Source organism: Streptomyces sp. NBC_01446 (assembly GCF_026340095.1).
In the GTDB taxonomy this organism is placed as follows: Bacteria; Actinomycetota; Actinomycetes; order Streptomycetales; family Streptomycetaceae; genus Streptomyces; species Streptomyces aureus.
Window position 1 is genome coordinate 2,752,887 of the sequence record NZ_JAPEPO010000001.1, and the last position, 21,090, is coordinate 2,773,976.

Below are 21,090 nucleotides of genomic sequence, written 5' to 3' on the forward strand. Positions count from 1 at the left end.
CTGTCGCGGCAGCAACATGAAAGTCACCCTGCAAGCACGGATCACCACCTAAAGTTGCTGTCGGAGTGCTGGCTTGTGAGTCCAGGGGAGAGCCGTGACTGATAGCACAGAGCAGGATTCTCTTTTCGAACAAGAGGGGGAGGATATTACATCCGAGCAAAGCGAAGCCCTAAATGTTTCAGTCGCAGAGCGTCGACTTGTGACTCAGCCTTACGATCTCTCGCTTGCCACGCTGGCGGATGATATCGAGCGACAGCAACTTCTCTTGAGTATCGAATATCAAAGGAAATACGTTTGGGATCGCTCAAAGGCAAGCAGGCTAATTGAAAGCTTCCTGCTGAATATTCCGGTACCGGTCTGCTACTTCGCAGAAAATCCAGACGGAACCTACGAAGTAATCGATGGCCTGCAGCGCATTCAAACTGTCAATGATTTCCTTACGGATGAATTTGCCCTGAGAGGAATCTCTGTCCTCAAGGAGTATGAGGGTCAATGTTTTTCAGATCTGCCACCTCGCGAGCAGAGGCGCCTCACTAGCCGAACAATCCGATGCATCGTAATCACGGATGACTCTCATCCAGACATCAAGTTCGATGTATTCGAGCGTCTCAACACCGGCTCCGCAATGCTTGGCGCGCAAGAGCTTAGAAACTGCATTTATCGAGGAGAATTTAATTCCTTCCTGAAGGATCTGGCCGCCGATGAGAAATTTAAAACCATCCTGGGCGGAATCAAGAATAATCGAATGGATTACGAGGAGCTGGCACTTCGCTTCTTTGCTCTCTATGAGGAGCTATCCGCCTACCGACCCCCTTTGCGGCAGTTCCTAAACTCTTACATGCGAAAGTACCGAGAACAGACACCTTCCGGCGAGCATATGGAAGTACTCACAGATACGTGTAGCGCCGTCTGGGAAATCTTTGGAGTCGACGCATTCAGGGTGATGCGGGACGGAAAATTGGGCGCCTTCAACAAAGCCCTGTTCGATTCCATCGTGATTCCTCTTGCCTTCTCTGACCGAGACACCGCCGTAGTGGAGGCCGAGAAAGTCCGAGCCCTACGGGAGAAGCTTCTCCGTAGCGAGGAATTTCAGACGGCCATTGGTCGCGCCACTGCGGACCGGACCCGCATGCACGGCCGAATTCAAATGTTCGCAGATGGACTGAATCGCCTTGGCATTTCTTGCACCCTCCCCCCTCTTCCCGAACTATGACGGAGTGCAGGAGGGCATACCTTGGAATCCCTTGCTGAATTCAAGGACAGCCTCAAGGAAGTAGAGACGCTCCTGTCTCTGAATCCTATGAAGTCCTTGGATCGATCCCAAACGAGTTCATCTGCAATCGGCCGTGATGCAGCGAACGCAATTACGCGATCCTGCACCGTGATGCTGGTTTCCCATTTTGAAGGCTTCGTCAAGGCAGGCCTGACAGAGCTCATCGATGAAATCTGCCAAGCCAAGCCACCCGCCCGTCGGTTGCCTGATGGCCTGCTGGAACTGCACACGCGAGAGCGAATCCAGGAGATTTTCGGGACCAATGGACCCGATAGAATGACGCGGACGCGTCGACTCTTCGCAACTTATGCATCGCTCTGGGAAGGCGACAGGTCAATCAACCCGAAGGTGCTGTCTGCCAAAGTCCTGGCCCGTCAATTTACGAGCGCCAAACCTGAGGTGCTCGCAGAGGTCTTTTCGTTGCTGGGCGTAGAGGATCTCTTGGATAGGGTGGATCGCCACGTCAATCAAGCGATTTTGAATCGTGGAGACAAGGCGACGAGCGTCAAGGTAAATATAAAGCTCTTGGAGATTGTGGACCGTCGGAACAAAATTGCTCACGGCGACAGGAATGAGAAGCCGACGCCTGTAGAGGTCGAGAACTACATGCTCTTCCTTCAAGACGTTGCCGACTGCTTGGCGACAGTTCTCGATGCTCGCATCTCGCATTGTTGTTCGCTGCGCTGAGTGTGAGGAAATCGGAATAAGTTCGGTCTCCCCTGAGGATGAAGCCTCTGGTCTGGGCTGGGTGAGCACGCCGCGGGGCAGACTACTTGGCAACACCGGGCTTGTGTCGTCGGCCAGAGCCGGACGCGACGGCCCGACCGTGACAAGACAAGCGTGTTGGTCGTGCATGCGTAGGTGGGCGCTACGACACTCGCTGGGCCGGCCGAGGCAGGCTGAATGCTCGCAGGACAGCACTCAGGGCAGCCTCACCGGTGATTCCTGCGCACGAGAGCAGCACCTGATGAGTGCCTAATTGCGTGACAACGCCGACGAACAGCGGCGGACCACCGCGGACCATCATCCCAGGAGAGAGGAGCACCGCCCTAAGATAGAGCCCCCACCCAGGTTGCTTCGGGACGAAGTATCCGCTCGGCCGAGGCGCGCTGCTCGTGGTGGGGAGCCAGGTCGACCGAAAACACCCACCCCGAGAACCCGCGGCGCTGGCATGCTGACAGATCCGAGTATCGGACCACAGCCCCGGGGGCAACGTGATCGTGAACCGGCGTGTCAGCAGCGAACAGCCTGATGGGTACGACGAGTTGGAAGACCATCTCACCCAGAATCTCAATGCCCCGCTCGACTGGCCGGAGGAAAGCGGCCTCACTGTCAGCCAGGTCGCCCGAATCGCCGCTGCTGCAAGCTGCGACACCGCGTACAGCCAAGCTGCCAACGGCCACCTGCTCGACCTATTCGCGGCGCTTCCATTGCCGGGAACCACAGAGGGGAAGAGCTTCTGGGAGCGCATCCGCGACGCTGGTGGCGGCGCAGCCTGGAACATCCACCCTGCCAACATGGGCGGCCCCTTCTTCGACCGCATCCATGACGGCAACGAGGGCGGCATCGCCTCACGCGTCCTGAGCTTCCTGGAGGAGCTGACACCATCGCAGCGCACCGACGTGGCAGAGGTCATCGGCTCAGCCCTCGACAACGGCACTATCGGGGTCGGCGGCCGGTACGGGGGCGAACTGTGGCTACGGGACGCAGAGATGAGCGCATGGCGCGTTGTACTGGCCAGCCGCCGGGAGTTCGAAACGTCACAGGACCGCGAGGGATTCTTCGAAGCATGGCGTCGCGCCTGACCACTTCTTAGGAGCCGAGAGAGCCTGCGATGGCGGTCTCAATTGTGGTCTCAACACCGCCTCGATCCAGGACTGTCCGCAGTCGTCCGCTGCGGTGCGATGACGCTTCTGAACTGCGATGAAGGCCAACGAGCGGACTGCCCTGGATGCCCCCGGATCGAGATCCGACAAGTCGTAATGCGTAGCTAGTCCGCCAGCGGGGCTGCCTAGGTTGGCCAACGCCAAGCGTGCCGAGGCTAGGCCACCCCTGTGCCGAGGTACTCCAAAAGTGCTCGCACGTCGGCAGCGTTCATACCTGCGGCAAGCGGGACCTCTTCCTCGGGATCGCCGAGCTGCTGTACCTCCGGGTCATCGAGAATCCGTCCCATGAAGTCCAGCTTCTCCGCCAGCCGAAGGGCGACCAAGTCATCGACACTCCCCTCTGCCGCGAGCACTGTGACTCGCGTCTGCGTGCCCGGATCGAGGCCGAGGCGGTGGATGCGGTCCAGACTCTGCAGGTACCGGCCCGCCTGGAAGTCACGGTCGACGTAAACCGCGTCATGACAGACCTGGTGAAGGCTGATGCCCTCGCCAAGAGTCGCCGGATTTGAGATCAGGACCGCGCAGTCCGCATCTTCCCGGAAGCGGCGGAGTTCAGCTTCCCGATCAGGTGTTCCACCGTGCACGGCCGCCGGCTGGAACGGTGCCAGCAGAGCTTGGAGTGTAGTAATGCTGCGGACGAAGCTCGTCCACACCAGGGTCTTGCGTCCAACGGCGGCGTTGGCAGAAACGATGGAGAGCGCCTCTTGGTACTTGGGCGGCATCTCATAGTCAGGGAGCTGCCTGAGGAGCGTCGTGAGCGAGTCTCCTTCGGCCGCCTCCAGCGGTGGGACTCGGAAGTGCAGCGGCTCGTGGCGTGTTGAGCCCGCCACGAGCAGGGCCGGGCTGGTCGCTGCCATCAGTAGGCGCAGCGCCGTCTTGCCGAGCGCCTCGAAGTCAGTCCGGTCAGCCATCGCCCTGACCGAGAAACGCCCCTTGAGCGCGTCATAGATTTCACGGTGCAGCGGCGGCATCGGAATGCGGCGTATCCGCGTTTCCACCGGAGTGAGACCCAGCTCATCCTTAGTGGTCCGCGTATACAGGGGGCGCAGTACCCGGCTGGCGTGGGCGAGATCGCCGCCGTCGACAGCCTGTGTAACCACACGCCGCCCGTGTCCCGGCCAGACGAAAGAAAGCAGGTTCTCGAGGTCTTTGGGTCCGTTGGGTGCAGGGGTGCCGCTGAGGATCATCCGGACGCGGCTGAGAGGGCCCAGCGCCAAGCATGCGGCACCGTACACTCCAGCACCGCCGAGCTTCATGCGGTGTGCCTCATCGAGGATGAGCATCCCCGGAGCTGCCTTCAGCCATTGGGACAGCCCTGCCAGAGCCCGGTCCAAGCGCTCGTAGTTGACGAGAAGGATGTCTGCCGAGGCCGGCACAGACTTGCCGAGCACATGCACGTCGAGCGGCGTGGAGAAGCACTCCTTGGCCTCCTCCTGCCAGGCCTCGTATGCGGACTTGGGACTCACCACGAGCATGCGCTCCACCTCTCCGCGCCGACGGAGAGCAGAGAAGACAGCAAGGGAAACACGAGTCTTGCCGGCTCCCGGGACACTGAAGTTGGCCCCGTGGCCGACCGAGAGTAGACGGGCTACGTCGCGAAGCTGAAACGGGGTGAGAAGGTCGTTCCAGTCATCATCCAGCTGGGTCAGAACCGACTCGGGCTGGACAGTGTCCTCGTCAGGCGAACCGCTGAGGAGCTTTTCAGCCGTGTCAGCCGTATCGAGCATCTCGGTGACCAGGAGGCGGAAGTCGTCTTCCCAGATGACGCTGTCAGGGCGGGGCCAGGACCCGAGAGCGCTGAGGCTGGAGAGGAAGCCGTCGATAGGGACAGCCGCTGTAAGTCTGTCGGTCATGCGGCCGCTCGGGAAGCTGGCAACCAACTGGCCGAGTGCTCCGCGGCACTCCGGCACAGTACGCAGCGCAGCCTGCGTACGGGTGACGTCAAAGCCGATCACCAGGCTCGGCTCGTCGGCCACTAACGTGCCTTCCCGAAGGTCTCAAGGAGCCAGGTCACGCCGTCTCCGGGTTGCTGCACAGTCCGCCTGGCCTCGGTAGCGAGCTTCTCCAGCTTCTGCTTCAGGTCAGTGACGGCGTCGTCGAACGACTCCTCGTCCAGGCTTCGCTGCGCGCGGGACATGACCAGGTCGGTGACGCACTGCTCGATGTCACGGCCAGCGTCGGCAAGACGAGCAGGCGCTGCCTGCTTGCGCTTCTTGATACGCGCCTCGCGGCCGGCATCAGTGATGGCCTCATCCATCGCATCACGCAGCCGCTTGAACTCCTTTTGAGCCTCAGCCGCAGCCTCCGGAGGAACCGAGCTGCCGGGCCGACTGACAGCTACCGCATGCAGGACGGCGTCTGTCAGGGCCTTGGCTGCCTCGAGGGAGACAGATGGCCCTCTCACGGCCCGCCCCAGGCCGGGGATGGCAACGCCAGCCGAAGCCTCGGCCGGGGCACCGCTGTCCAGCAGCCTGACGGAGAGATAGCGGTCGCGGAAGTCGTGGTCGACGAAACGGACATCGGTCTTGGCGAAGCCCAGGAACATGGCCGCCAGCCGGTTCTCCAGCAGCAGCTCCGCCTTCTCGGGGTTGGCTGCGTACTGCTTGAGGTAGGCGCGGTGCAGTTCTCGGAACTTCTCTGCCTGGTCCTCAAACGCGACCAAGGACAACTGTTCGCCGGCCGTCTTGCTTCGCTCGATCAACGACTCGATACGCCTCAGCACCCACTGGTCCTGCCGGCAGCGCTCTGCAGTCGTGCGGAAGGTGGCGGCGATGACCCCAAGGGGCGCTCCTTGATCAACTAGCTCCTGAATGGCGAGCAGCCGGTTGATGTATGAGTAAGCCCGCCGGTGCTCCTTGCGCAGCTGAAGCGACAGTTCGATCGCGGCAATGTCCTGCCAGTCACAGGAAGGCGGCAGAACGGCTACACGCATGGTGTGGGTGGGGCCGTAAAGCTGCATCAGGGCAGCACGCCGGGTGTTGCCGTTGACAAGGATGCCCTCGTGAGTGATCAGCCCGGGATCCGTCTGCCCGTACTCCTTCAGGCTTACCGTCAGCTCGTCGAAGTCAGGATCGGTCCGAGCGGGGTCTGCTGGGAGTACTTGCAGGAGGCGGGCCAGGTATGCCTGGCTGTCGCTGGTCCACGGGTCGGCGGCGAGCGCCTCTGCCTGCTTCGGGTCGTGGCCGGCCTGCGCACGGATGCGGTGGGTTGCCGGGTTGTAGTAGAGATTGCCCACCGGCATCTGGATGACGTCCAGGTGCTCCGAACTACCTCTCCACTCGACAGTGAAGGTCTCACGGAGGCCGCCACCGGCCGCGATCTCCGCCAACCGGGACCGGACGAGGTCGCGGTTCTCCTCGGCGTCTGGCGGCAGCCCGTAGCCCTTGGTCATGTACTCGCTCCTGCTTCCGTGCTTGTTCTTACGGGGGTTGTTCCGTGCTACCGGAATACTCAGGCGAGTCCCAGCTCCGCCCGGAGCTGCGTCCGTGACTCCTCAGGCAGAGAGCGGTAGTCGCTCCAGATCTGCTCCAGGCGGCTGAACTCCCGCCGGTCGGCCGCCACCCAGTCGGACAGTAGGCTGCGCTCGGCCGAGTCGAGGGCAGCGGCTGCCGTGAGCACCTTGTCCAGATCCGCCGCGAGCGACTTGCCTCCCACCCGGCACCGCTTGCACTCGGTGACCAGTTCCGTAGCCGTGGTGCCGTCCGGCTTTACTACTTCCCTGCGCGCGATATCGAGCTGGGCTGCCTCGTAGGTGCCGGCGTAGGTATCGCCGGGCGCGATACCGCAGGAGCGGCACATGTACCCGTCCCTAGCGAGCACCTCACGTCGGCGCCCTGCGCCGATCGCGATCGTGCCTGCCTTGCGGGTCGCGCGACCCGGCTCCCAGACGGGGTCGCCAGGCTTCACGAAGCGCTGCTCGTGAGATTCCAATCCCGCGTCTTCCCTGCTGGTGTCGATGCGCCAACCGAAATCCCGGAGGTTACGCATACGGCGGTCGATCTGGGACACCCCGGGGAAGGCTGCTCGCAGCTCTTCCTTAGTAAAGGTGCTGCCTTCGCCCACTTCGGAGACTAGCCACAGGGCGACGCGCTTCATCGTTCCGAGGCTGGCATCCTGCCAGGACGGCATGACATCTCCATTCGCGGACTCCCGGCGGGAGGCCAGGGGTGCCACTGGTGAGCAGCGGACTATGAACATTCATTACTAGCACGGCCCCGCGGCCTCGTTCCAGCGGTTATCAATCTTTACTCGAACGAGTAAAGAGAAGAGCTCTGTAAAGATCCGTTTTGACAGTATTTGTCAGCATTAAAGACAGCAAATCGCTTCATGAAAAGTAGTCAGGGAAAAGCGCAAAACCGCGCACCGCCGAGCCGGTGAGTGACTAGGCTTCAGAAGATCACCGGCTCTCTATAGGCAATCTCGGACGAGCGGAAGGGTTCGTTTGGCATGCCATCACTTGGATCGATTAGCGCCACCTGTGCACCCGAGGCCACGGAAGAGGTGCAGGCGTTTGCCAACGCCCTCAAGGTCCTCATCCATCACGTCCGCCCTGGTCACACGATGGCGCAGAAGGCTAAGGCGCTGCACGTCTCGCCGCCCCTCCTCTCCCACTGGCTCAACGGGCGACGACTTCCGCGCTCGGCGACCATCGGGGAGCTGTCCGGGTTAGCCCTGGGAGCGGTAACGGGCAATCGGGATATCGCCGCACTAGCCCATGAGTTCGCAGCGCTCGAGTCCCTCCTCCAGGCCGCGCGGCGGTCGGTATGCCGCCGGTGCGCGAGCGGCTGCACCTGCAGCGAGACGGAAAGCAAGGGGTACCGGCGCAACAGTTCCTGCAATGCCCCGACCGACGAGGGGTACCGGCGCAACAGCGCGACGCCACCGAACCCGGATTTACCCGCACACCTGACGACGATGACCGAGGCCGACCGCAAGACTCATCTACGGGACCTGGGGTCGGCATTGAGCGAAGGGGATGTCGGTGTATATGCCGACATCCTTGCACGCGCAGGAATGAAGACCGAAATGGAAGTTCTGCTCCGCTCAGCAGAATCGGCCGGGAGGGATTCGATGGAAATTGCAATCATTCTCGGCAGGCTCCGCTAACCTCTTGAATGATTGACTCCCACTCGAATCACAAGCAAGGAACACGTGTGTCCGGTGACAGGCACGAGGGGTTCCCCCGCCCTCTTTGTAACTACTGCCGCGCACCCCCGGCAGTGCAGGGAAGGCTCGGCCTGAAGGGTCTGGAAACCACGACCGAGACCTCCCCTGCCAGAACACCCGTTAGATCGATGACCAACTAGGAGTTCCAAGTTGAATAGTAAGGCCCTCCTGGCCCGGGTGGCCAGGAAGATCAAGGCTGCCTGCCTGCGGATTCACGCTGCCGCCGACGGCACGGGACGCGTGAGGCCCGCGTGGGAGCAGACGCGCCGCCGGCTCCGCTTCCTCCGCTGGACGCTGGTGATCCAGATCCTCAAGGGCGCCGCCTTCGCCGGCGGCGGCATCATCATCCAGGTCCTGGCCACTCGGCTCATCAGTCACTGAAGCCGATTTCCTGTCTGCCGCCCACACCTGCGACGGAGAGGCCGACGCCGACCGACCCGGTCGGCGTGCGGACAGCAGCATGCTGAACAGCCGGGCGGATGCGGTGGCATATCGTCCAGCAGCACCCCGCCGGGGAGCTGCTGGACGATATGCCGACCTGGGAGCAATCTGGGAGGGCAGTCGATCTGTGAGCCAGCTGGGCCACTGTGGTGTCGTAGCCGTCTGGTAGACGTAGCCCATGATCCCTTCCCCTCGCGCGGCCCAACTGGACGTGCCTTTCACGGACCTTGCTGAAGCTGACTTGGCGGTCGACGCTGTCTACGCCGGCGGGGCCCAGGGGCACTCTGGTGATGACCCTATTGGCAAACTACTGCCCGGTACCGGCAACCAGGGCGGGTTCCGTTACGCCGGGTCTCCAGTGAAGGAGACGGTGCGTCTGGCAGTGCTATACACCAGCGGCGGAGCGGTGGACTGGCCGGATCACCTAGACGCCGAGACCGGCACCTTCACCTACTACGGCGACAACCGCACCCCGGGCAAGGGCCTTCACGAGACGCCACGCAAGGGCAACGTGCTGCTGCGCGATGCCTTCGCGCGGTCTCACGGTTCCGCGCAGGAACGGGTCAGCGGAGTACCGCCATTCCTGCTCTTCGAGAAGGCAGCACCTGGCCGTGCGGTCCGCTTTCGCGGTTTGCTCGCCCCTGGCGGACCGACACTGGCACCCGACGACGAACTCTCGGCGATCTGGCGGACGACCGGCGCGCAGCGGTTCCAGAACTACCGCTCCCGTTTCACCGTGCTGGACCAGGCGCGCATTCCTCGCGCCTGGATCCGGCACGTGCTGGCCGGCGGCAACCCCCTGGACGGCGAGTGCCCGGAAGTCTGGCGGACTTGGGCCGAAAGCCGGGTCTACCGGCCGCTGCTCGCACCGGCCACGACGGTCATACGCTCAGCTGCCCAGCAGCTTCCCGACGACCGCGTCAGCCAGGCCATGCTGACTGAGATCCGGGAGTACTTCCGCGGGCGCGAGACAGACTTCGAGGCGTGTGCCGTAGCCGTCTGGCGGCTGATTGCCCCCGCCACAGGGATGGTTGATGTGACACGGCCGAGCCGCGACGGCGGAAGGGATGCGGTCGGCTCATACATTCTGGGGCCGCCGACCGCACCAATCAGCATTGACTTCGCCCTGGAAGCTAAGTGCTACGTCCCCGACAACAGCGTCGGTGTCCGGGAGGTCTCCCGGCTCATCTCTCGTATTAGGCACCGCAACTTCGGTGTGCTTGTCACCACTTCGCACTTCAACCGGCAGGTGCAGAGCGAGGTGCACGAGGACGGGCACCCTATTGCCCTCGTCTGTGGTCGAGACATCACCGACGCACTTCGGCAGCACGGAAGGACCACGCCCGAAGCGGTGCGGGACTGGCTCCAGCAAAGCTTTCCGCATCCGTAGCAGCGGCACAACTGGGCAGCATGTAGGGATGGCGAACCGCACCGTGCACGGAGCGACAACAGATCGAGGCGTGAGACGCCGGGGCGTGACCGCGACCCTCGGGCTGGCATCCGTGCTCTTGGCTGCCAGTTGTGCCGTCCCAACTGAAAGCGAGCAGCAGTCGCCAACTCCTGCCCCGACTCCGACACGCGACATCGAGCGGTTCACTCTGCGGGCCCCGCAGGATGATGGGTTGGGCTCGTTCAGCTACACCAAGATCACTGGCTCCTTGGAGTGCTTATCCTCGGGCCTCATCGCGATCACTCTGGAGGCTGCGGAGCCGAGAGATGACCTGTTGGTGACATTGCTCGGCGGCAGATGGAATCCCAGGCCCGTTCAAGGCTGGGAGCAGGTGCATGCCGATCTGCGCGGGTCGAAGCCCTGGCGCCGCTTTACTCAGCGGCTCTGCATGAATGGGTTGGAGCACACCCTCAGCATTGAGGTGATGACGATGAGGCAACGAGAGCAGTACGGCGTCGATGGTTCCTAGGCAACTGGCGGCGCCGCAAGAGCCTCGTCGCAACTACGACGCGGATGGGGGAAGGGGCCCACGTCCACCAGGAACGGCAACAGCACTGGAGCCGCTGCGCCGTTGGAGGTCAGGTACAGCAACCGCGTCAGCCGGTGCCACCCCCATCGCGCCGGACAGCTGGTCGAACCCGAAGGGTCCCTCCGAGTGAGTGGCGAGTGAGTTCACCTCGTTATGGATCACGCAGCGCCATCAGTGCAGGTCAAGGGGGTACTTGCCGCCCGCTTAGTCGTGCCCTCCGGAGCCGTGTGCGCAGGTTCGAATCCTGCCGGGGGCACCCCTTATGAGGTGCCCAAAGACCCCGCCATCAGCGGTTTCGCTGAGAACGGGGTCTTTGCGTATGTGCCGGCGTGTGTCGCGGTATGCCGCCCTGGCGGCTCCGTGTCAGCGTTTGTGGACTCTTCGTGGACAGGATCTTGGTGGCGTCGCCCCAGGTCAGCCAGCCCAAACGACGAAGGTCCCCGGACGGATCCAGGGGCCACGCGCACGCGCTGGGATTCAGGTTCGTATCTCTCGTACCAAGGCGCCGCTGTCGTCATACAGCTCCAGGGTGAACCGGAGGCCGCAGCGGCTGAGCAGGCCGGCAAGGTCGTCGAGGCGCTGAGGGTCGATGACTCCGTTGAGCAGAACCTCTCGCGCCTGGATCGGATCCAGCTCGATCTGCCCCCAGCTGGCCCACCTCGTAGCCGTACCAGGACGACGAGGGCGACGACCAGCCGGCGCGGACGAAGGTGGCAGCAACGGGCGCGGCGTCTCGGCAGTCTTGTACAACGCCACAGACGTTGTTGTTCACGTCGTCCCACTGAGGATCCAGGCGCTGGCCGTCATCGGATATGTCCACGGTCGGAGCATGAGGCACCACAGCCGGCCTCACCCGCACTCCCGAAGCAGAGGTGCGCCGGGACACTTTCCGAAGCTCGGCCAGGGTCTCGGGAACCGTCATCAGTTCGCCCTTCACAGGCACGCCCCGCCGAATCGAGCTGGTCTTGCAGGGCTTCGCCGGCGGTTTCGCGGTTGCGTTGGAGGTCTCGGGCGATGTTGGTGGTGAGGCCAAGGTGAGTTCAGAGTCCTTCGCAGTACGGTGAGTCCCCAGAGCAGAGCTGGACTCTCTCGTGAAGCACGCGTCGACGCCTCGAAGAGGGGTTCCTTGACGCCACGGTCCCCCTGATCAGCTGAGCTTCGCCACCACCGTCTTGGCACGCCGCCGCCGTACCCGGGCTGCCCTGGCCATGAGTTCAGGCCGGGCCGCTGATACCGCCCGGAAAACGACGCGCTCGGGACCGTACCGCTGCAGTACCGCGGAGAGCCGATCGGCAGGGTCCGCCAGATCCCCGACCGGACTACTGGTCAGGTCGCAATAGGTGATCGTGTCTACCAACTCGGGTTCGGCGGGCCCGAATTCGCTGAACACGTGGTCCAACCCGAGTTCGGATCGCTCCCATGAGGAGGACGTGAGGAAGGCCACGATGCTGCGCAGCCGCGGGTCAGCCCCAACGACGGCGCGCAAGTACCCCGCCCCATCGATCATTTGCTGTCCGGTGTCCACGGCGGCGCGGGCATACCCGATGTAGTGCGAAATGGCTGCGGCCGCCAACAGCGCGGCGTCCTCGCCCAACGTCGGCGCCAGGTTCAGTGCCTGGGACTACACCCGCTGAGAGTGGGCGCACCGCCGCGGCAGCCTGTCAGCCGACAGCGACTCGGCAAGGTCATGTGCCCACCAGGCCAGCTGCATTGCCCAATGCCGCCGAGGCAATCGGGAGCTCAGGGAGGAGAGTTGACGAACCGGCCAACCCCGTGTCGCGCCTCGACGTGGCCGACGGTCTCCAGCTCACGCACGGCGCGACGAACCGTGCCACGCGATACGCCGTACTTCTCGACAAAGGCCGCCTCACGGATCACCGGCTCGCGGATCACCGGCTCGCGGATCAACGGCTCGCGGATCAACGGCTCGCGGATCAACGGCTCGCGGCAGGGGAAGTCATTCAGTGACGGCCCGGTCGTGTCGCGCAGCCTTCACCGGTTCCACCTCGTCAGACGCCGTCCCGGCATGCGCGCGGCGGCCGCCCGGGGTGAGCTGCCCACGACCAGAGGGCACCTCTTACCACAATTTGGACGATTAGACAACCCCCAGCGGGCAGAGCAACATGGATCTGTCGGGAGGTGAAGATCGCGAATCCTTGGGCAATGGTGGTGCCACTGGTCGGCAGGCGACCGGGTGGACCGATCCCTAAGCGATCACACAGCCATGAGCTCAGATGATCTCGCTTTCTCTTCTCTGATCGTGAAGAGCCGACCGTCCGTACACATAGCTCTTCTCGGTGGTTTCGACCTCGTGGTCGGCGACGTCCCGGTGACAGTCCCGCTCGGCTCGAAGCGACTCCTGGCGTCAATCGCGCTCAACTACCGCGCCTCTGTCCCTCGGACCTTGATCGCCGGAAGTCTTTGGCCCGAAGCATCCGAGCCTAGGGCGAACACGAACCTTCGGGCGGCGTTGTCACGCCTGCCCGACCTCGGCCGGCAAGCACTGGACGTCTCTCCCAGCGAGGTGCGTCTCGCGCGGGAGGTCACCGTCGACCTGTACCACGCCCGGTCGCTGGCCGAACGCATACTCGACCCCCACGTCCCGGCCGAGGACCTCGACCTCAACGCGGCGACCGTCGACCAGCTCTCCGCCGATCTGCTGCCCGGCTGGTACGACGAATGGGCCTTGCTCGAGGCGGAGCATTGGCGCCAGCTTCGACTCCATGCCCTCGAGAAACTGGCGGGAGAACTCATCGAGGCTGAGCAGTTCGCCGGGGCGGTGACGGCCGCCCATACGGCCGCCCAGGCAGATCCACTGCGGGAGAGCAGCCAGGTCTCGCTGATCCGCGCCTACCTGGCGGAAGGCAACCTGGTCGAGGCACTGGACCACTTCGAACGCTACGCGCAGCGTCTGCGCAACGAGTTGGGACTCCGCCCCACACAGCAGCTGCGCCAGCTCGTGGCCGAACTGCAGCAGTCACGCCCCGGTGGCGGATACTCGCATTAGGGACCGCGAGGGGCACGGCCGGATCACATGTCTTGGCCTCCTGCGGCGGGTGATGCTCGTCCGTGGAACCCTCGTGCCGGGCGACCTAGACGATCTCCGGGTCGCGAACCCATGATGTCCGCGAGCGACGTGCTCGGTGGTGAACGTCTGCGAACCCGCCACTGTTGCCCGTGGCGGGTTCGCAGAGTCGAAGCGGGCCGGCACATGTGTGGTGTGTTCAGCTCGCAGCCGTGGTCACTACTACCCGATCGCCTGGTTGCCCTGGTTCGTGCCACCAGTGCCCCCGACAGCCTGGTTGCCCTGGTTGGTGCCGCCAGTGCCCCCGACAGCCTGGTTGCCCTGGTTGGTGCCGCCAGTGTTTCCGATCGCCTGGTTGCCCTGGTTGGTGCCGCCAGTGCCCCCGATCGCCTGGTTGCCCTGGTTCACTGTGCCCCCGGTCCCGACAGCCTGGTTGCCCTGGTTCGTGCCGCCAGTGCCACCGATCGCCTGGTTGCCCTGGTTCGTGCCGCCAGTGCCACCGATCGCCTGGTTCCCCTGGTTGGTGCCGCCAGTGCCACCGATCGCCTGGTTCCCCTGGTTCGTGCCGCCAGTGCCCCCGATCGCCTGGTTCCCCTGGTTCACTGTGCCCCCGGTCCCGACAGCCTGGTTGCCCTGGTTCGTGCCGCCAGTGCCCCCGATCGCCTGGTTCCCCTGGTTCACTGTGCCCCCGGTCCCGACAGCCTGGTTGCCCTGGTTCGTGCCGCCAGTGCCCCCGATCGCCTGGTTACCCTGGTTCACCCTGCCCCCGGTCCCGACAGCCTGGTTGCCCTGGTTCGTGCCGCCAGTGCCACCGATCGCCTGGTTCCCCTGGTTCACCCTGCCCCCGGTCCCGACAGCCTGGTTGCCCTGGTTCGTGCCGCCAGTGTTTCCGATCGCCTGGTTACCCTGGTTCACCCTGCCCCTGTTCCCGACAGCCTGGTTACCCTGGTTCACCCTGCCCCTGTTCCCGACGGCCTGGTTACCCTGGTTGACGCGCGAGGGGCAGACGTTCGGCCTGGGTTGCTTGCCGCAGAGATTCGGTGCGGCAGTCGAGGCCTTTGGTGCCGCCTGATGTGCTGCTGTGGCGGTCGCCGCGCCTGCCCCGAGAGCAAGTGCCGCGGCCAGGCCGGATGCGCCGATCAGGCTAGGTATGCGACGCCGGATGCTTGTCACCATGGTGGCTTCCTTACATGTGAAAGCGGGGTTGCGCTTACCTGTCCCAGTCATCGTGGGGCGCCGGGCATCACCGTCGCGTGACGCTGGCGTGACAGGGCTGGCGGCCTTCGCCGACGAGCATCTGCTGCAGCCGACTCTCATGGTTCAGCCCCACCGCGTCGGCCTCACGTCAGCGCCATACTTGCGCTCGATGCCATGTGCCCCGGGGGCAGGGCCGAGGCCCATTCGCCAGATCCCACCCCGAAACCGGCGAAACCCGCCACGAGACCGTGACGGGTTCATGTTGCCGAAGCCGATCGGCAGGGTCGGCGCCTCCAGGTGCCCTACACAGTCTGCGCCTGCTTCAGATTCAACTGCTGGATGGCCGACGCGAACGCGATCGTGGGCCTGTTTGCCTGGTTGTTCTGATTGATGCCACCAGAGGAACCATTTGCCTGGTTGTTCTGGTTGACGCCGCCGGAGGAACCATTTGCCTGGTTGTTCTGGTTGACGCCGCCGGAGGTGCTGTTTACCTGGTTGTTCTGGTTGACGCCACCAGAGGAACCATTTACCTGGTTGTTCTGGTTGACGCCACCAGAGGAACCATTTGCCTGGTTGTTCTGGTTGACGCCACCAGAGGCGCTAACTGTCTGGTTGTTCTGCTTGACGCCACCGGAGGCGCTAATCGTCTGGTTGTTCTGGTTCGTCCCGCCGGTGGTCCCGACCAGCTGGCGCGGCATTTCCGAGAGGCGGTCCAGCAGGCCGACAGTGCGGAGGAGGCCCCCCGTCTGCGCGTTCGCCTGCCACGCGGCGGTCCGGTTCACACTCTTCGACGCCTTCCCCTTCTGCGCCTCTCTCCTCTTTTCCGCCGATTGCTGCGCTTGCGGGTTGACGTCGCGCAACAAACCGACGGCGGCGAATGGCCGAGTTCCTCCGCGGCCGGAGTCGCTGTAGTTGGCGGCATAGGCGCTTCCCGAGCCGAGAACAACCAGACCGCCGACCGCTGCAGCGGCGATCACGACCTTCTGGAGCATGAGCATGAAATCTTGCCCTCCGCGCATCTGCAGTACAGAGCTGCATTACCCATTGCAATGCAATGACTGCTTAACGTACATGCGCATCGGGTGGGTCCAGCGCCAGGGAGCCGTGTCGCGCCTCCCGATCACTCATTCATCCTCTCCAGCAGCGCTTCACGCGCGTACGCCGTGAGCTCAGTACGCCCCGAGTACGTGCCGGCCAACCACGGGTCAAGGGCAGCTCGCATGCCCGGAAAGGGTTTCCCTACTTCATCACTTCATCGAGGCTCGCCACTTCATCGAGGCTCGCCCCGTACCTGGATCACGGCATGCGTTCCCTGTGTTCGCCAGGATTCGGGTTCCGAATCGTTCAGCGCGTCCTCCGTTTGTTTTTCCAGGCCCACGATTACGTCTGATTTAAGGGTACGTAGGGCTGCTACGGGGGTTGGGAAGTAGGAGGTGCACGTGGGGAATGGGGTTGTGGGGGGCCGGAGTTGGTCGCCTACTAGACGGCGGTAGTTCAGGTCGCCCTTCAGGATCGTCAGTGTGGCTTTCTCGAAGTGCTTCCTCAGGTCGCCCGGCATTGCGGCGTACGACAGCGGGGCGCAGGAGAACGGGTGGGCGAGGAGCTGCAGTTGGCCCGTTGATGTCGCTTGCCATAGGCGTTCGCCCGCCTCGCCTGCCTCGCCCGGAGCTCGCTTCAGGTGGCGCAGGGCGTCGATCACGTCCATGGGGGTCGCGTCGGAGACGTAGTACGGGTGTGGCTTTACGTGGAGGACCACTTGTTCCGCGTGTGCGTGGCGTAGGAAGTGGTCGATGAGGAGGAGGTCGGGGACCAGTTCGCGGCCCGCGTTGTCCGCCACCATGTGCACTGTGTTCCCGGCCCCCGGCGGCAGCAGCGACCACAGGCGTTCCGAGTCGTCCACCAGGAGGGGGGTGGTGGGGGTGTCGGTGGCGTTCGCGGTGAGTTGGAAGCCCAGGTCCGCACGGTTGCCCCACAGTGAGCCGTGGAGCAGGGCCCGGGCCTGGGTTTTTGGTGGTTCCTGCGCGAGGCGGTCCAGGGCCGTCAGTTCCGCCTGCGCCTCCGGGCTCCGGAGCTCCGCCTGCTTGAAGGGGCGGAACGGGTCGATGCCCTGCCACGGTCCGGCGGCGTCGAAGTAGCCGACCGCGCCCAGCAGCCTGCGGTAGAAGTAGCTCTCCGCCCACAGGAACGGCGCGTCGAACCACGAACCGCCCACGTGCTCGCCGCTCCCCCACTCCTCCCACTGTTCGCGGTCCCGGGCGTCGGCCGGCAGCGGTTCCATCACGCCGGCCGGATCCGTGCTCTCCCTCAGGAACGCGTCCAGTGCCCGCTGCCGCTCCGGGTCGTACGGGAACGCGTCCCGCACCCGCTGGATGAGCGCCGGGTGCCGTTCGCGCAGCACGCTGTACGGGAACGATCCGGGGGCGTTGCTCCGGATCACGTCGTCAACATCTTCGACATCTTCGACATCTTCAACGTTCTCCATGGCCGATTGATCCTCCGGTCGTCGGGCCGAGCAGCATCGTCACCAGTCTTTCCGTCTGTTCGCCCGGATCGCGTGCCGTGTCTCCCCATGTCGTCATCAAAAGGTGGTGGACCGTCCCGACCAGCGCCAGCGCCGTCGCCGTCGTGTCCGTGGCGGGGGCGAGACGGCCCCGTTCCACTTCCGCGTCCAAGTAGTCCGCGATCGACCGCTGGATAGCGTCGAAGCCCGGGGCGCCCGCCTCCAGAGCCTCACGGATACGGAGCGAGGCCGCCGGGGTCGAGACCGCCAGGCTCGCCGTCGTGGGGTTCAGGGACGTCAGGAGCGCATAGCCGATCGTCTTGAGGTTGGCCGCCACCGTGGACTCGCCCGCGCGGCCCGGGAGATCCTCCGCCAGGCGCGCCGTGCCGGCGAAGCGGGCCAGGACCAGTTCCGCGACGAGTTCGTCCAGGCCCGCGAAGTGCTTGTGCAGCATGCCCTTCGCGCAGCCGGCCTCGGTCGTGATCGCTCTGCTCGTCAGGCCCGACGGGCCCTCGCGCGCCAGGATCCGCTCCGCCGCGTCGAAGAGCCGTTCTCTTACGTCGGGGATCGCCACTCCGCGCGGGGACATGCCGCCTCTTCCCATCAGGTTCGCCATCGGGTCCGGGCCCGGCCATCAGCAGGCCCGGCCATCGGGTCCGGTTTCGGTACGACCGTATGTCCACCGTCCCGGGCCATGCGCTTTCAGTCGTTCCGGGCCATGCGCTTTCCATGCCCTTGCCATCAGTATGGGCGCATGCCCATACTCGCTATGGGCGGGTGCCCATTCTAGTCCCGGCCCGTCCGTCGCAACGAGGGGGTACCGCTGTGCCGCACATCGTGAACGTCGATCAGCCCCAGGCCTGGAACGGGTATGAAGGTGAGCACTGGGCCCGCAACCAGGACCGCTGGGACGCCGTGAACGCGGAGTTCAACCGGCCTCTCCTCGACGCCGCCGCGGTACGCCCCGGCGAGCGGGTCCTCGACGTCGGCTGCGGCGCCGGGGCCACCACCCGCCTCGCCGCCCGGCGCGCGGGCCCGGACGGACGGGCGCTGGGGGTCGATCTGTCCGGGCCCATGCTGGCCCGGGCCGAGGAGACCGCTCGGCAGGAAGGGGCGGTCGGCGTCAGCTTCGAGCGGGGCGACGCCCAGATCCACCCCTTCCCCGCCGGGGCCTTCGACGTCGCCATCAGCCGGTTCGGCGTGATGTTCTTCGCCGACCCCGTCGCCGCCTTCGCCAACATCCGGCGCGCCCTCCGGCCGGGCGGGAGGCTGGCGTTCATCTGCGCCGCCGAGCCCGAGCGCAACGACTGGCTCCGGGCCATCGCCGGGCTGCGCGGCATCCTGCCCGTCGGCGGCTTCGGGGATCCGGGCGAGCGGGACACTTCACGCAGCCCGGGGATGTTCTCCCTGGCCGACCCCGACGCCACGCGCGAGGTGCTGTCCGGCGCCGGGTTCGCGGGCGTCGAGGTACGGCGCGTGGAGGGGTACGGGCTGTGGGGGCGGGACGCCGGTGACGCCGCCGCGTTCCTGCTCGACTCCGGGCCCGGAAGGCATCTGACCGAACAAGTCGGCGGGGAGGCAAGGGAGTTGGCGCACCGTACCCTCACGAACACCCTGCACGCGTACGAGCGCGTCGGTGAGGGGAATCCGGGCGGGAAAGGCGAGGTGCGGATGAAGAGCGTCGGATTCCTCGTCACCGCACACACCCCGGAAGAGGCCCCCTGCCCCCTGGCCAAGACCTCACCTACAGTGTGAAGATCCTGTGCCTACGCAGGAGTTCATCATCTGGGGGGGGCCTCATGGCACTGTTCGGAAACGCGCACACCGTCGACCCGGTCGGCGCGCAGCAGGAGTACGCCAAGCTGTTCGGTCAGGGCGAGCAGGTGCAGGCCGCGTACCTGCTCATCCGCGACACCATCCTCTTCACCGACCGGCGCCTGATCTTCGTCGACAAGCAGGGGATCACCGGCAAGAAGGTGGAGTACCACTCCATCCCCTACCGCAGCATCACGCACTTCTCCGTCGAGACCGCCGGTCACTTCGACCTCGACGGTGAGCTCAAGATCTGGATCTCCGGCACGGCGGCGCCCGTCCAGAAGACGTTCAGCAAGGGCGTCGACATCTACGAGGTGCAGGCGATCCTGACGCAGTTCGTGGCCCGCTAGGCGTTCGTGGCCCGCTAGGCACAGCAGGCGCAACAGCGGCTTGGCGGCGGCATCTTCGTACGCAGCTACGTATGTGTATCTGCGTACGAAGGTGCCGCCGCCGGCCCACCACCCTCCCCCTAAGACGCCCGCCTGCGCGACGCCGTCTTCTTCGCCGGTGACTTCTTGGCGGTCGTCTTCTTGGCCGCGGCCTTCGAGGCGCCCGCCTTCGAGCCGCTCGCCTTCGACGTACTGGCCTTGGACGACGTACTGGCCTTGGAGGACGTACCGGCTCTGGAAGTACTCGCCTTCGACGTGCTCGCCTTGTCTGCGGCCGTCGTCCTCGACGAGGCGGCCGACTTCCTGGCCGTGGTCTTCCTCGCCGTGCCGCTCCCGGACGCCGCCTGTTTCGCCTTCGTCGACGTCGACTTCTTCCCGCCGACCTCCTTCGGGGCCGTACGGGACTTCAGCGGGGTCACCTTCGCCTCCCGCTCCGGTGCGGCCGCGTCGCCCCGGGCCTCCTTGGCCGCCTTGACGCTGCTCTTCAGGGCCGCCATCAGGTCGATGACCTTTCCGCCACCCTCAGGGGCAGCAGGCGCCTCCACCACACCCTCGCCGGACGCCTTCGCCTCGATCATCTCCTCGACCGCGGAACGGTAGTCGTCGTGCAGCGACTCCATGTCGACCTCGCCGAGGGTGTCCATCAGCGCGTCCGCCAGGTCGAGTTCGGCCTCGCGCACGGTCACCTGGGTCTCGGGTGCCGCCTCCTCCGGGGCGCGCACCTCGTCGGGCCACAGCAGACCGTGCATCGCGATCACGTCGTCGACGACGCGCAGCATGCCGAGCCGCTCCCGACCCCGGAGGGCGAATTTGGCGATGGCGACCTTCTTGTTCCGCTTGAGCGCCTCGCGCAGCAGGGTGTACGGCTTCGCCGCGGGGACGCCATTCGCGGAGAGGTAGTAGGCGGCGTCCATCTGGAGGGGGTCGATCCGGTCGGCGGGGACGAAGGCCACGATCTCGATGGTCCGCGTGGTCGGGATCGGCAGGGAGGCCAGATCCTCCTCCGTGATGGGGATGATCGCGCCGTCCGCCGCCTCGTACCCCTTGCCGATCTCCGCGGACGCGACCTCCTTCTCCTCCAGCTCGCAGACCTTGCGGTAGCGGATGCGGCCGCCGTCCTCCAGATGGATCTGCCGGAAGGAGATCGAGTGGCTCTCAGTGGCGTTGACCAGCTTGATCGGGATGCTGACCAGGCCGAACGAGATGGCTCCGTTCCAAATGGATCGCACGGTGTCCCTCTCTGCGTAGTGCTCTGCCGTAGTGCTCTGCCGTGGTGCTTGCCGTGGTGCTCTGCCTTGTGCTCTGCGTAGTGCTCTGCTGTGTGCCGCCTGTCGCGCCCTGCCGTGGCCGAGCCCGTCAGCCACCCCAGCACCGACACCGCCGTAGCCGCCTCCGCCGTAGCCGTTTGGGACAGCTCAC

At 64.8% G+C, this 21,090-nt stretch carries 20 protein-coding genes; 10 read left to right on the plus strand and 10 right to left on the minus strand.

The annotated features are described in order from the left end of the window. The first annotated feature begins 94 nt into the window (after nt 1–94). The 3 genes from OG456_RS12145 (at nt 95) to OG456_RS12155 (ending at nt 3,078) form a co-directional block, all read left to right on the plus strand. Entirely contained in the window at nt 95–1,213 is a 1,119-nt protein-coding gene (locus OG456_RS12145; RefSeq protein WP_266560105.1) for a DUF262 domain-containing protein, read from the plus strand. Nucleotides 1,214–1,234: 21 nt separating this feature from the next. Beyond that, a complete protein-coding gene (locus OG456_RS12150; RefSeq protein WP_266560107.1) occupies nt 1,235–1,960 on the plus strand; it encodes an MAE_28990/MAE_18760 family HEPN-like nuclease in 726 nt (241 codons plus the stop codon). Between the two features lie 527 nt (nt 1,961–2,487). Then, nucleotides 2,488–3,078, plus strand: a complete 591-nt coding sequence (locus tag OG456_RS12155; protein ID WP_266560109.1) for a hypothetical protein — start codon at nt 2,488–2,490, stop codon at nt 3,076–3,078. 236 nt (nt 3,079–3,314) lie between these two features. Here the strand turns inward: OG456_RS12155 and OG456_RS12160 are convergent, their stop codons facing one another. Genes OG456_RS12160 through OG456_RS12170 form a run of 3 tightly spaced genes read right to left on the minus strand, consistent with a single transcriptional unit; the run spans nt 3,315 to nt 7,287 of the window. Further along, entirely contained in the window at nt 3,315–5,135 is a 1,821-nt protein-coding gene (locus OG456_RS12160; protein ID WP_266560111.1) for a DEAD/DEAH box helicase, read from the minus strand. Further along, nucleotides 5,135–6,550 carry a transcriptional regulator gene (locus tag OG456_RS12165; RefSeq protein WP_266560113.1) on the minus strand — a complete coding sequence of 472 codons (1,416 nt, stop codon included), beginning with the start codon at nt 6,548–6,550 and terminating at the stop codon, nt 5,135–5,137. Before OG456_RS12165 ends, OG456_RS12160 begins: the two co-directional genes overlap by 1 nt. A gap of 59 nt (nt 6,551–6,609) precedes the next feature. Next, on the minus strand, nt 6,610–7,287 hold the full coding sequence (locus OG456_RS12170; protein WP_266560115.1) for a hypothetical protein: 678 nt from the start codon (nt 7,285–7,287) through the stop codon (nt 6,610–6,612). Between the two features lie 318 nt (nt 7,288–7,605). On the opposite strand from OG456_RS12170, the gene OG456_RS12175 reads away from it, so the two are divergent. The 4 genes from OG456_RS12175 to OG456_RS12190 all read left to right on the plus strand — a co-directional run bounded on the left by OG456_RS12175 (nt 7,606) and on the right by OG456_RS12190 (nt 10,685). Continuing rightward, the gene (locus tag OG456_RS12175) at nt 7,606–8,265 is read left to right on the plus strand and encodes a helix-turn-helix transcriptional regulator (RefSeq protein WP_266560117.1); all 660 of its coding nucleotides are present in this window, start codon (nt 7,606–7,608) and stop codon (nt 8,263–8,265) included. A gap of 210 nt (nt 8,266–8,475) precedes the next feature. Next, nucleotides 8,476–8,706: a hypothetical protein gene (locus OG456_RS12180; RefSeq protein ID WP_266560119.1), complete on the plus strand. Its 231-nt coding sequence runs from the start codon at nt 8,476–8,478 to the stop codon at nt 8,704–8,706. 238 nt (nt 8,707–8,944) lie between these two features. After that, entirely contained in the window at nt 8,945–10,156 is a 1,212-nt protein-coding gene (locus OG456_RS12185; protein WP_266560121.1) for a restriction endonuclease, read from the plus strand. A gap of 85 nt (nt 10,157–10,241) precedes the next feature. After that, nucleotides 10,242–10,685, plus strand: coding sequence for a hypothetical protein (locus tag OG456_RS12190; RefSeq protein WP_266560123.1), 444 nt, complete (start codon nt 10,242–10,244; stop codon nt 10,683–10,685). 1,207 nt (nt 10,686–11,892) lie between these two features. Here the strand turns inward: OG456_RS12190 and OG456_RS12195 are convergent. Next, entirely contained in the window at nt 11,893–12,339 is a 447-nt protein-coding gene (locus OG456_RS12195) for a phosphohydrolase (protein ID WP_266560125.1), read from the minus strand. A 146-nt stretch (nt 12,340–12,485) separates the two neighbouring features. Further along, on the minus strand, nt 12,486–12,683 hold the full coding sequence (locus OG456_RS12200; protein WP_266560127.1) for a GntR family transcriptional regulator: 198 nt from the start codon (nt 12,681–12,683) through the stop codon (nt 12,486–12,488). Nucleotides 12,684–13,215: 532 nt separating this feature from the next. Between OG456_RS12200 and OG456_RS12205 the strand changes: the two genes are divergently transcribed. Continuing rightward, a complete protein-coding gene (locus OG456_RS12205) occupies nt 13,216–13,752 on the plus strand; it encodes a bacterial transcriptional activator domain-containing protein (protein WP_266560129.1) in 537 nt (178 codons plus the stop codon). A 240-nt stretch (nt 13,753–13,992) separates the two neighbouring features. Here the strand turns inward: OG456_RS12205 and OG456_RS12210 are convergent, their stop codons facing one another. The 4 genes from OG456_RS12210 to OG456_RS12225 all read right to left on the minus strand — a co-directional run bounded on the left by OG456_RS12210 (nt 13,993) and on the right by OG456_RS12225 (nt 18,056). Beyond that, the gene (locus OG456_RS12210; RefSeq protein ID WP_266560131.1) at nt 13,993–14,946 is read right to left on the minus strand and encodes a hypothetical protein; all 954 of its coding nucleotides are present in this window, start codon (nt 14,944–14,946) and stop codon (nt 13,993–13,995) included. Between the two features lie 323 nt (nt 14,947–15,269). Further along, nucleotides 15,270–15,965 (minus strand): hypothetical protein, encoded by a 696-nt coding sequence (locus tag OG456_RS12215; protein ID WP_266560133.1) that lies wholly within the window; start codon nt 15,963–15,965, stop codon nt 15,270–15,272. A gap of 272 nt (nt 15,966–16,237) precedes the next feature. Further along, entirely contained in the window at nt 16,238–17,449 is a 1,212-nt protein-coding gene (locus tag OG456_RS12220; protein WP_266560135.1) for a damage-control phosphatase ARMT1 family protein, read from the minus strand. Further along, the gene (locus tag OG456_RS12225; RefSeq protein ID WP_266560137.1) at nt 17,436–18,056 is read right to left on the minus strand and encodes a TetR/AcrR family transcriptional regulator; all 621 of its coding nucleotides are present in this window, start codon (nt 18,054–18,056) and stop codon (nt 17,436–17,438) included. The genes OG456_RS12220 and OG456_RS12225 overlap by 14 nt, the downstream gene beginning before the upstream one ends. Before the next feature lie 236 nt (nt 18,057–18,292). On the opposite strand from OG456_RS12225, the gene OG456_RS12230 reads away from it, so the two are divergent. After that, nucleotides 18,293–19,222 (plus strand): class I SAM-dependent methyltransferase, encoded by a 930-nt coding sequence (locus OG456_RS12230; RefSeq protein WP_266560139.1) that lies wholly within the window; start codon nt 18,293–18,295, stop codon nt 19,220–19,222. A 44-nt stretch (nt 19,223–19,266) separates the two neighbouring features. Further along, entirely contained in the window at nt 19,267–19,632 is a 366-nt protein-coding gene (locus OG456_RS12235; protein ID WP_266560141.1) for a PH domain-containing protein, read from the plus strand. 119 nt (nt 19,633–19,751) lie between these two features. Here OG456_RS12235 and OG456_RS12240 read toward each other — a convergent pair whose 3' ends face one another. Continuing rightward, nucleotides 19,752–20,900, minus strand: a complete 1,149-nt coding sequence (locus tag OG456_RS12240) for a Ku protein (RefSeq protein ID WP_266560143.1) — start codon at nt 20,898–20,900, stop codon at nt 19,752–19,754. Nucleotides 20,901–21,090: the final 190 nt, after the last annotated feature.

Excerpts from the sequence above, each read along its gene's own strand:
- OG456_RS12165 (WP_266560113.1), bottom strand. The coding sequence starts at position 6,550 with ATGACCAAGGGCTACGGGCTGCCGCCAGACGCCGAGGAGAACCGCGAC.
- OG456_RS12170 (WP_266560115.1), bottom strand. The coding sequence starts at position 7,287 with ATGCCGTCCTGGCAGGATGCCAGCCTCGGAACGATGAAGCGCGTCGCC.
- OG456_RS12175 (WP_266560117.1), top strand. The coding sequence starts at position 7,606 with ATGCCATCACTTGGATCGATTAGCGCCACCTGTGCACCCGAGGCCACG.
- OG456_RS12185 (WP_266560121.1), top strand. The coding sequence starts at position 8,945 with ATGATCCCTTCCCCTCGCGCGGCCCAACTGGACGTGCCTTTCACGGAC.
- OG456_RS12210 (WP_266560131.1), bottom strand. The coding sequence starts at position 14,946 with ATGGTGACAAGCATCCGGCGTCGCATACCTAGCCTGATCGGCGCATCC.
- OG456_RS12215 (WP_266560133.1), bottom strand. The coding sequence starts at position 15,965 with ATGCTCATGCTCCAGAAGGTCGTGATCGCCGCTGCAGCGGTCGGCGGT.
- OG456_RS12220 (WP_266560135.1), bottom strand. The coding sequence starts at position 17,449 with ATGGAGAACGTTGAAGATGTCGAAGATGTCGAAGATGTTGACGACGTG.
- OG456_RS12225 (WP_266560137.1), bottom strand. The coding sequence starts at position 18,056 with ATGTCCCCGCGCGGAGTGGCGATCCCCGACGTAAGAGAACGGCTCTTC.
- OG456_RS12235 (WP_266560141.1), top strand. The coding sequence starts at position 19,267 with ATGGCACTGTTCGGAAACGCGCACACCGTCGACCCGGTCGGCGCGCAG.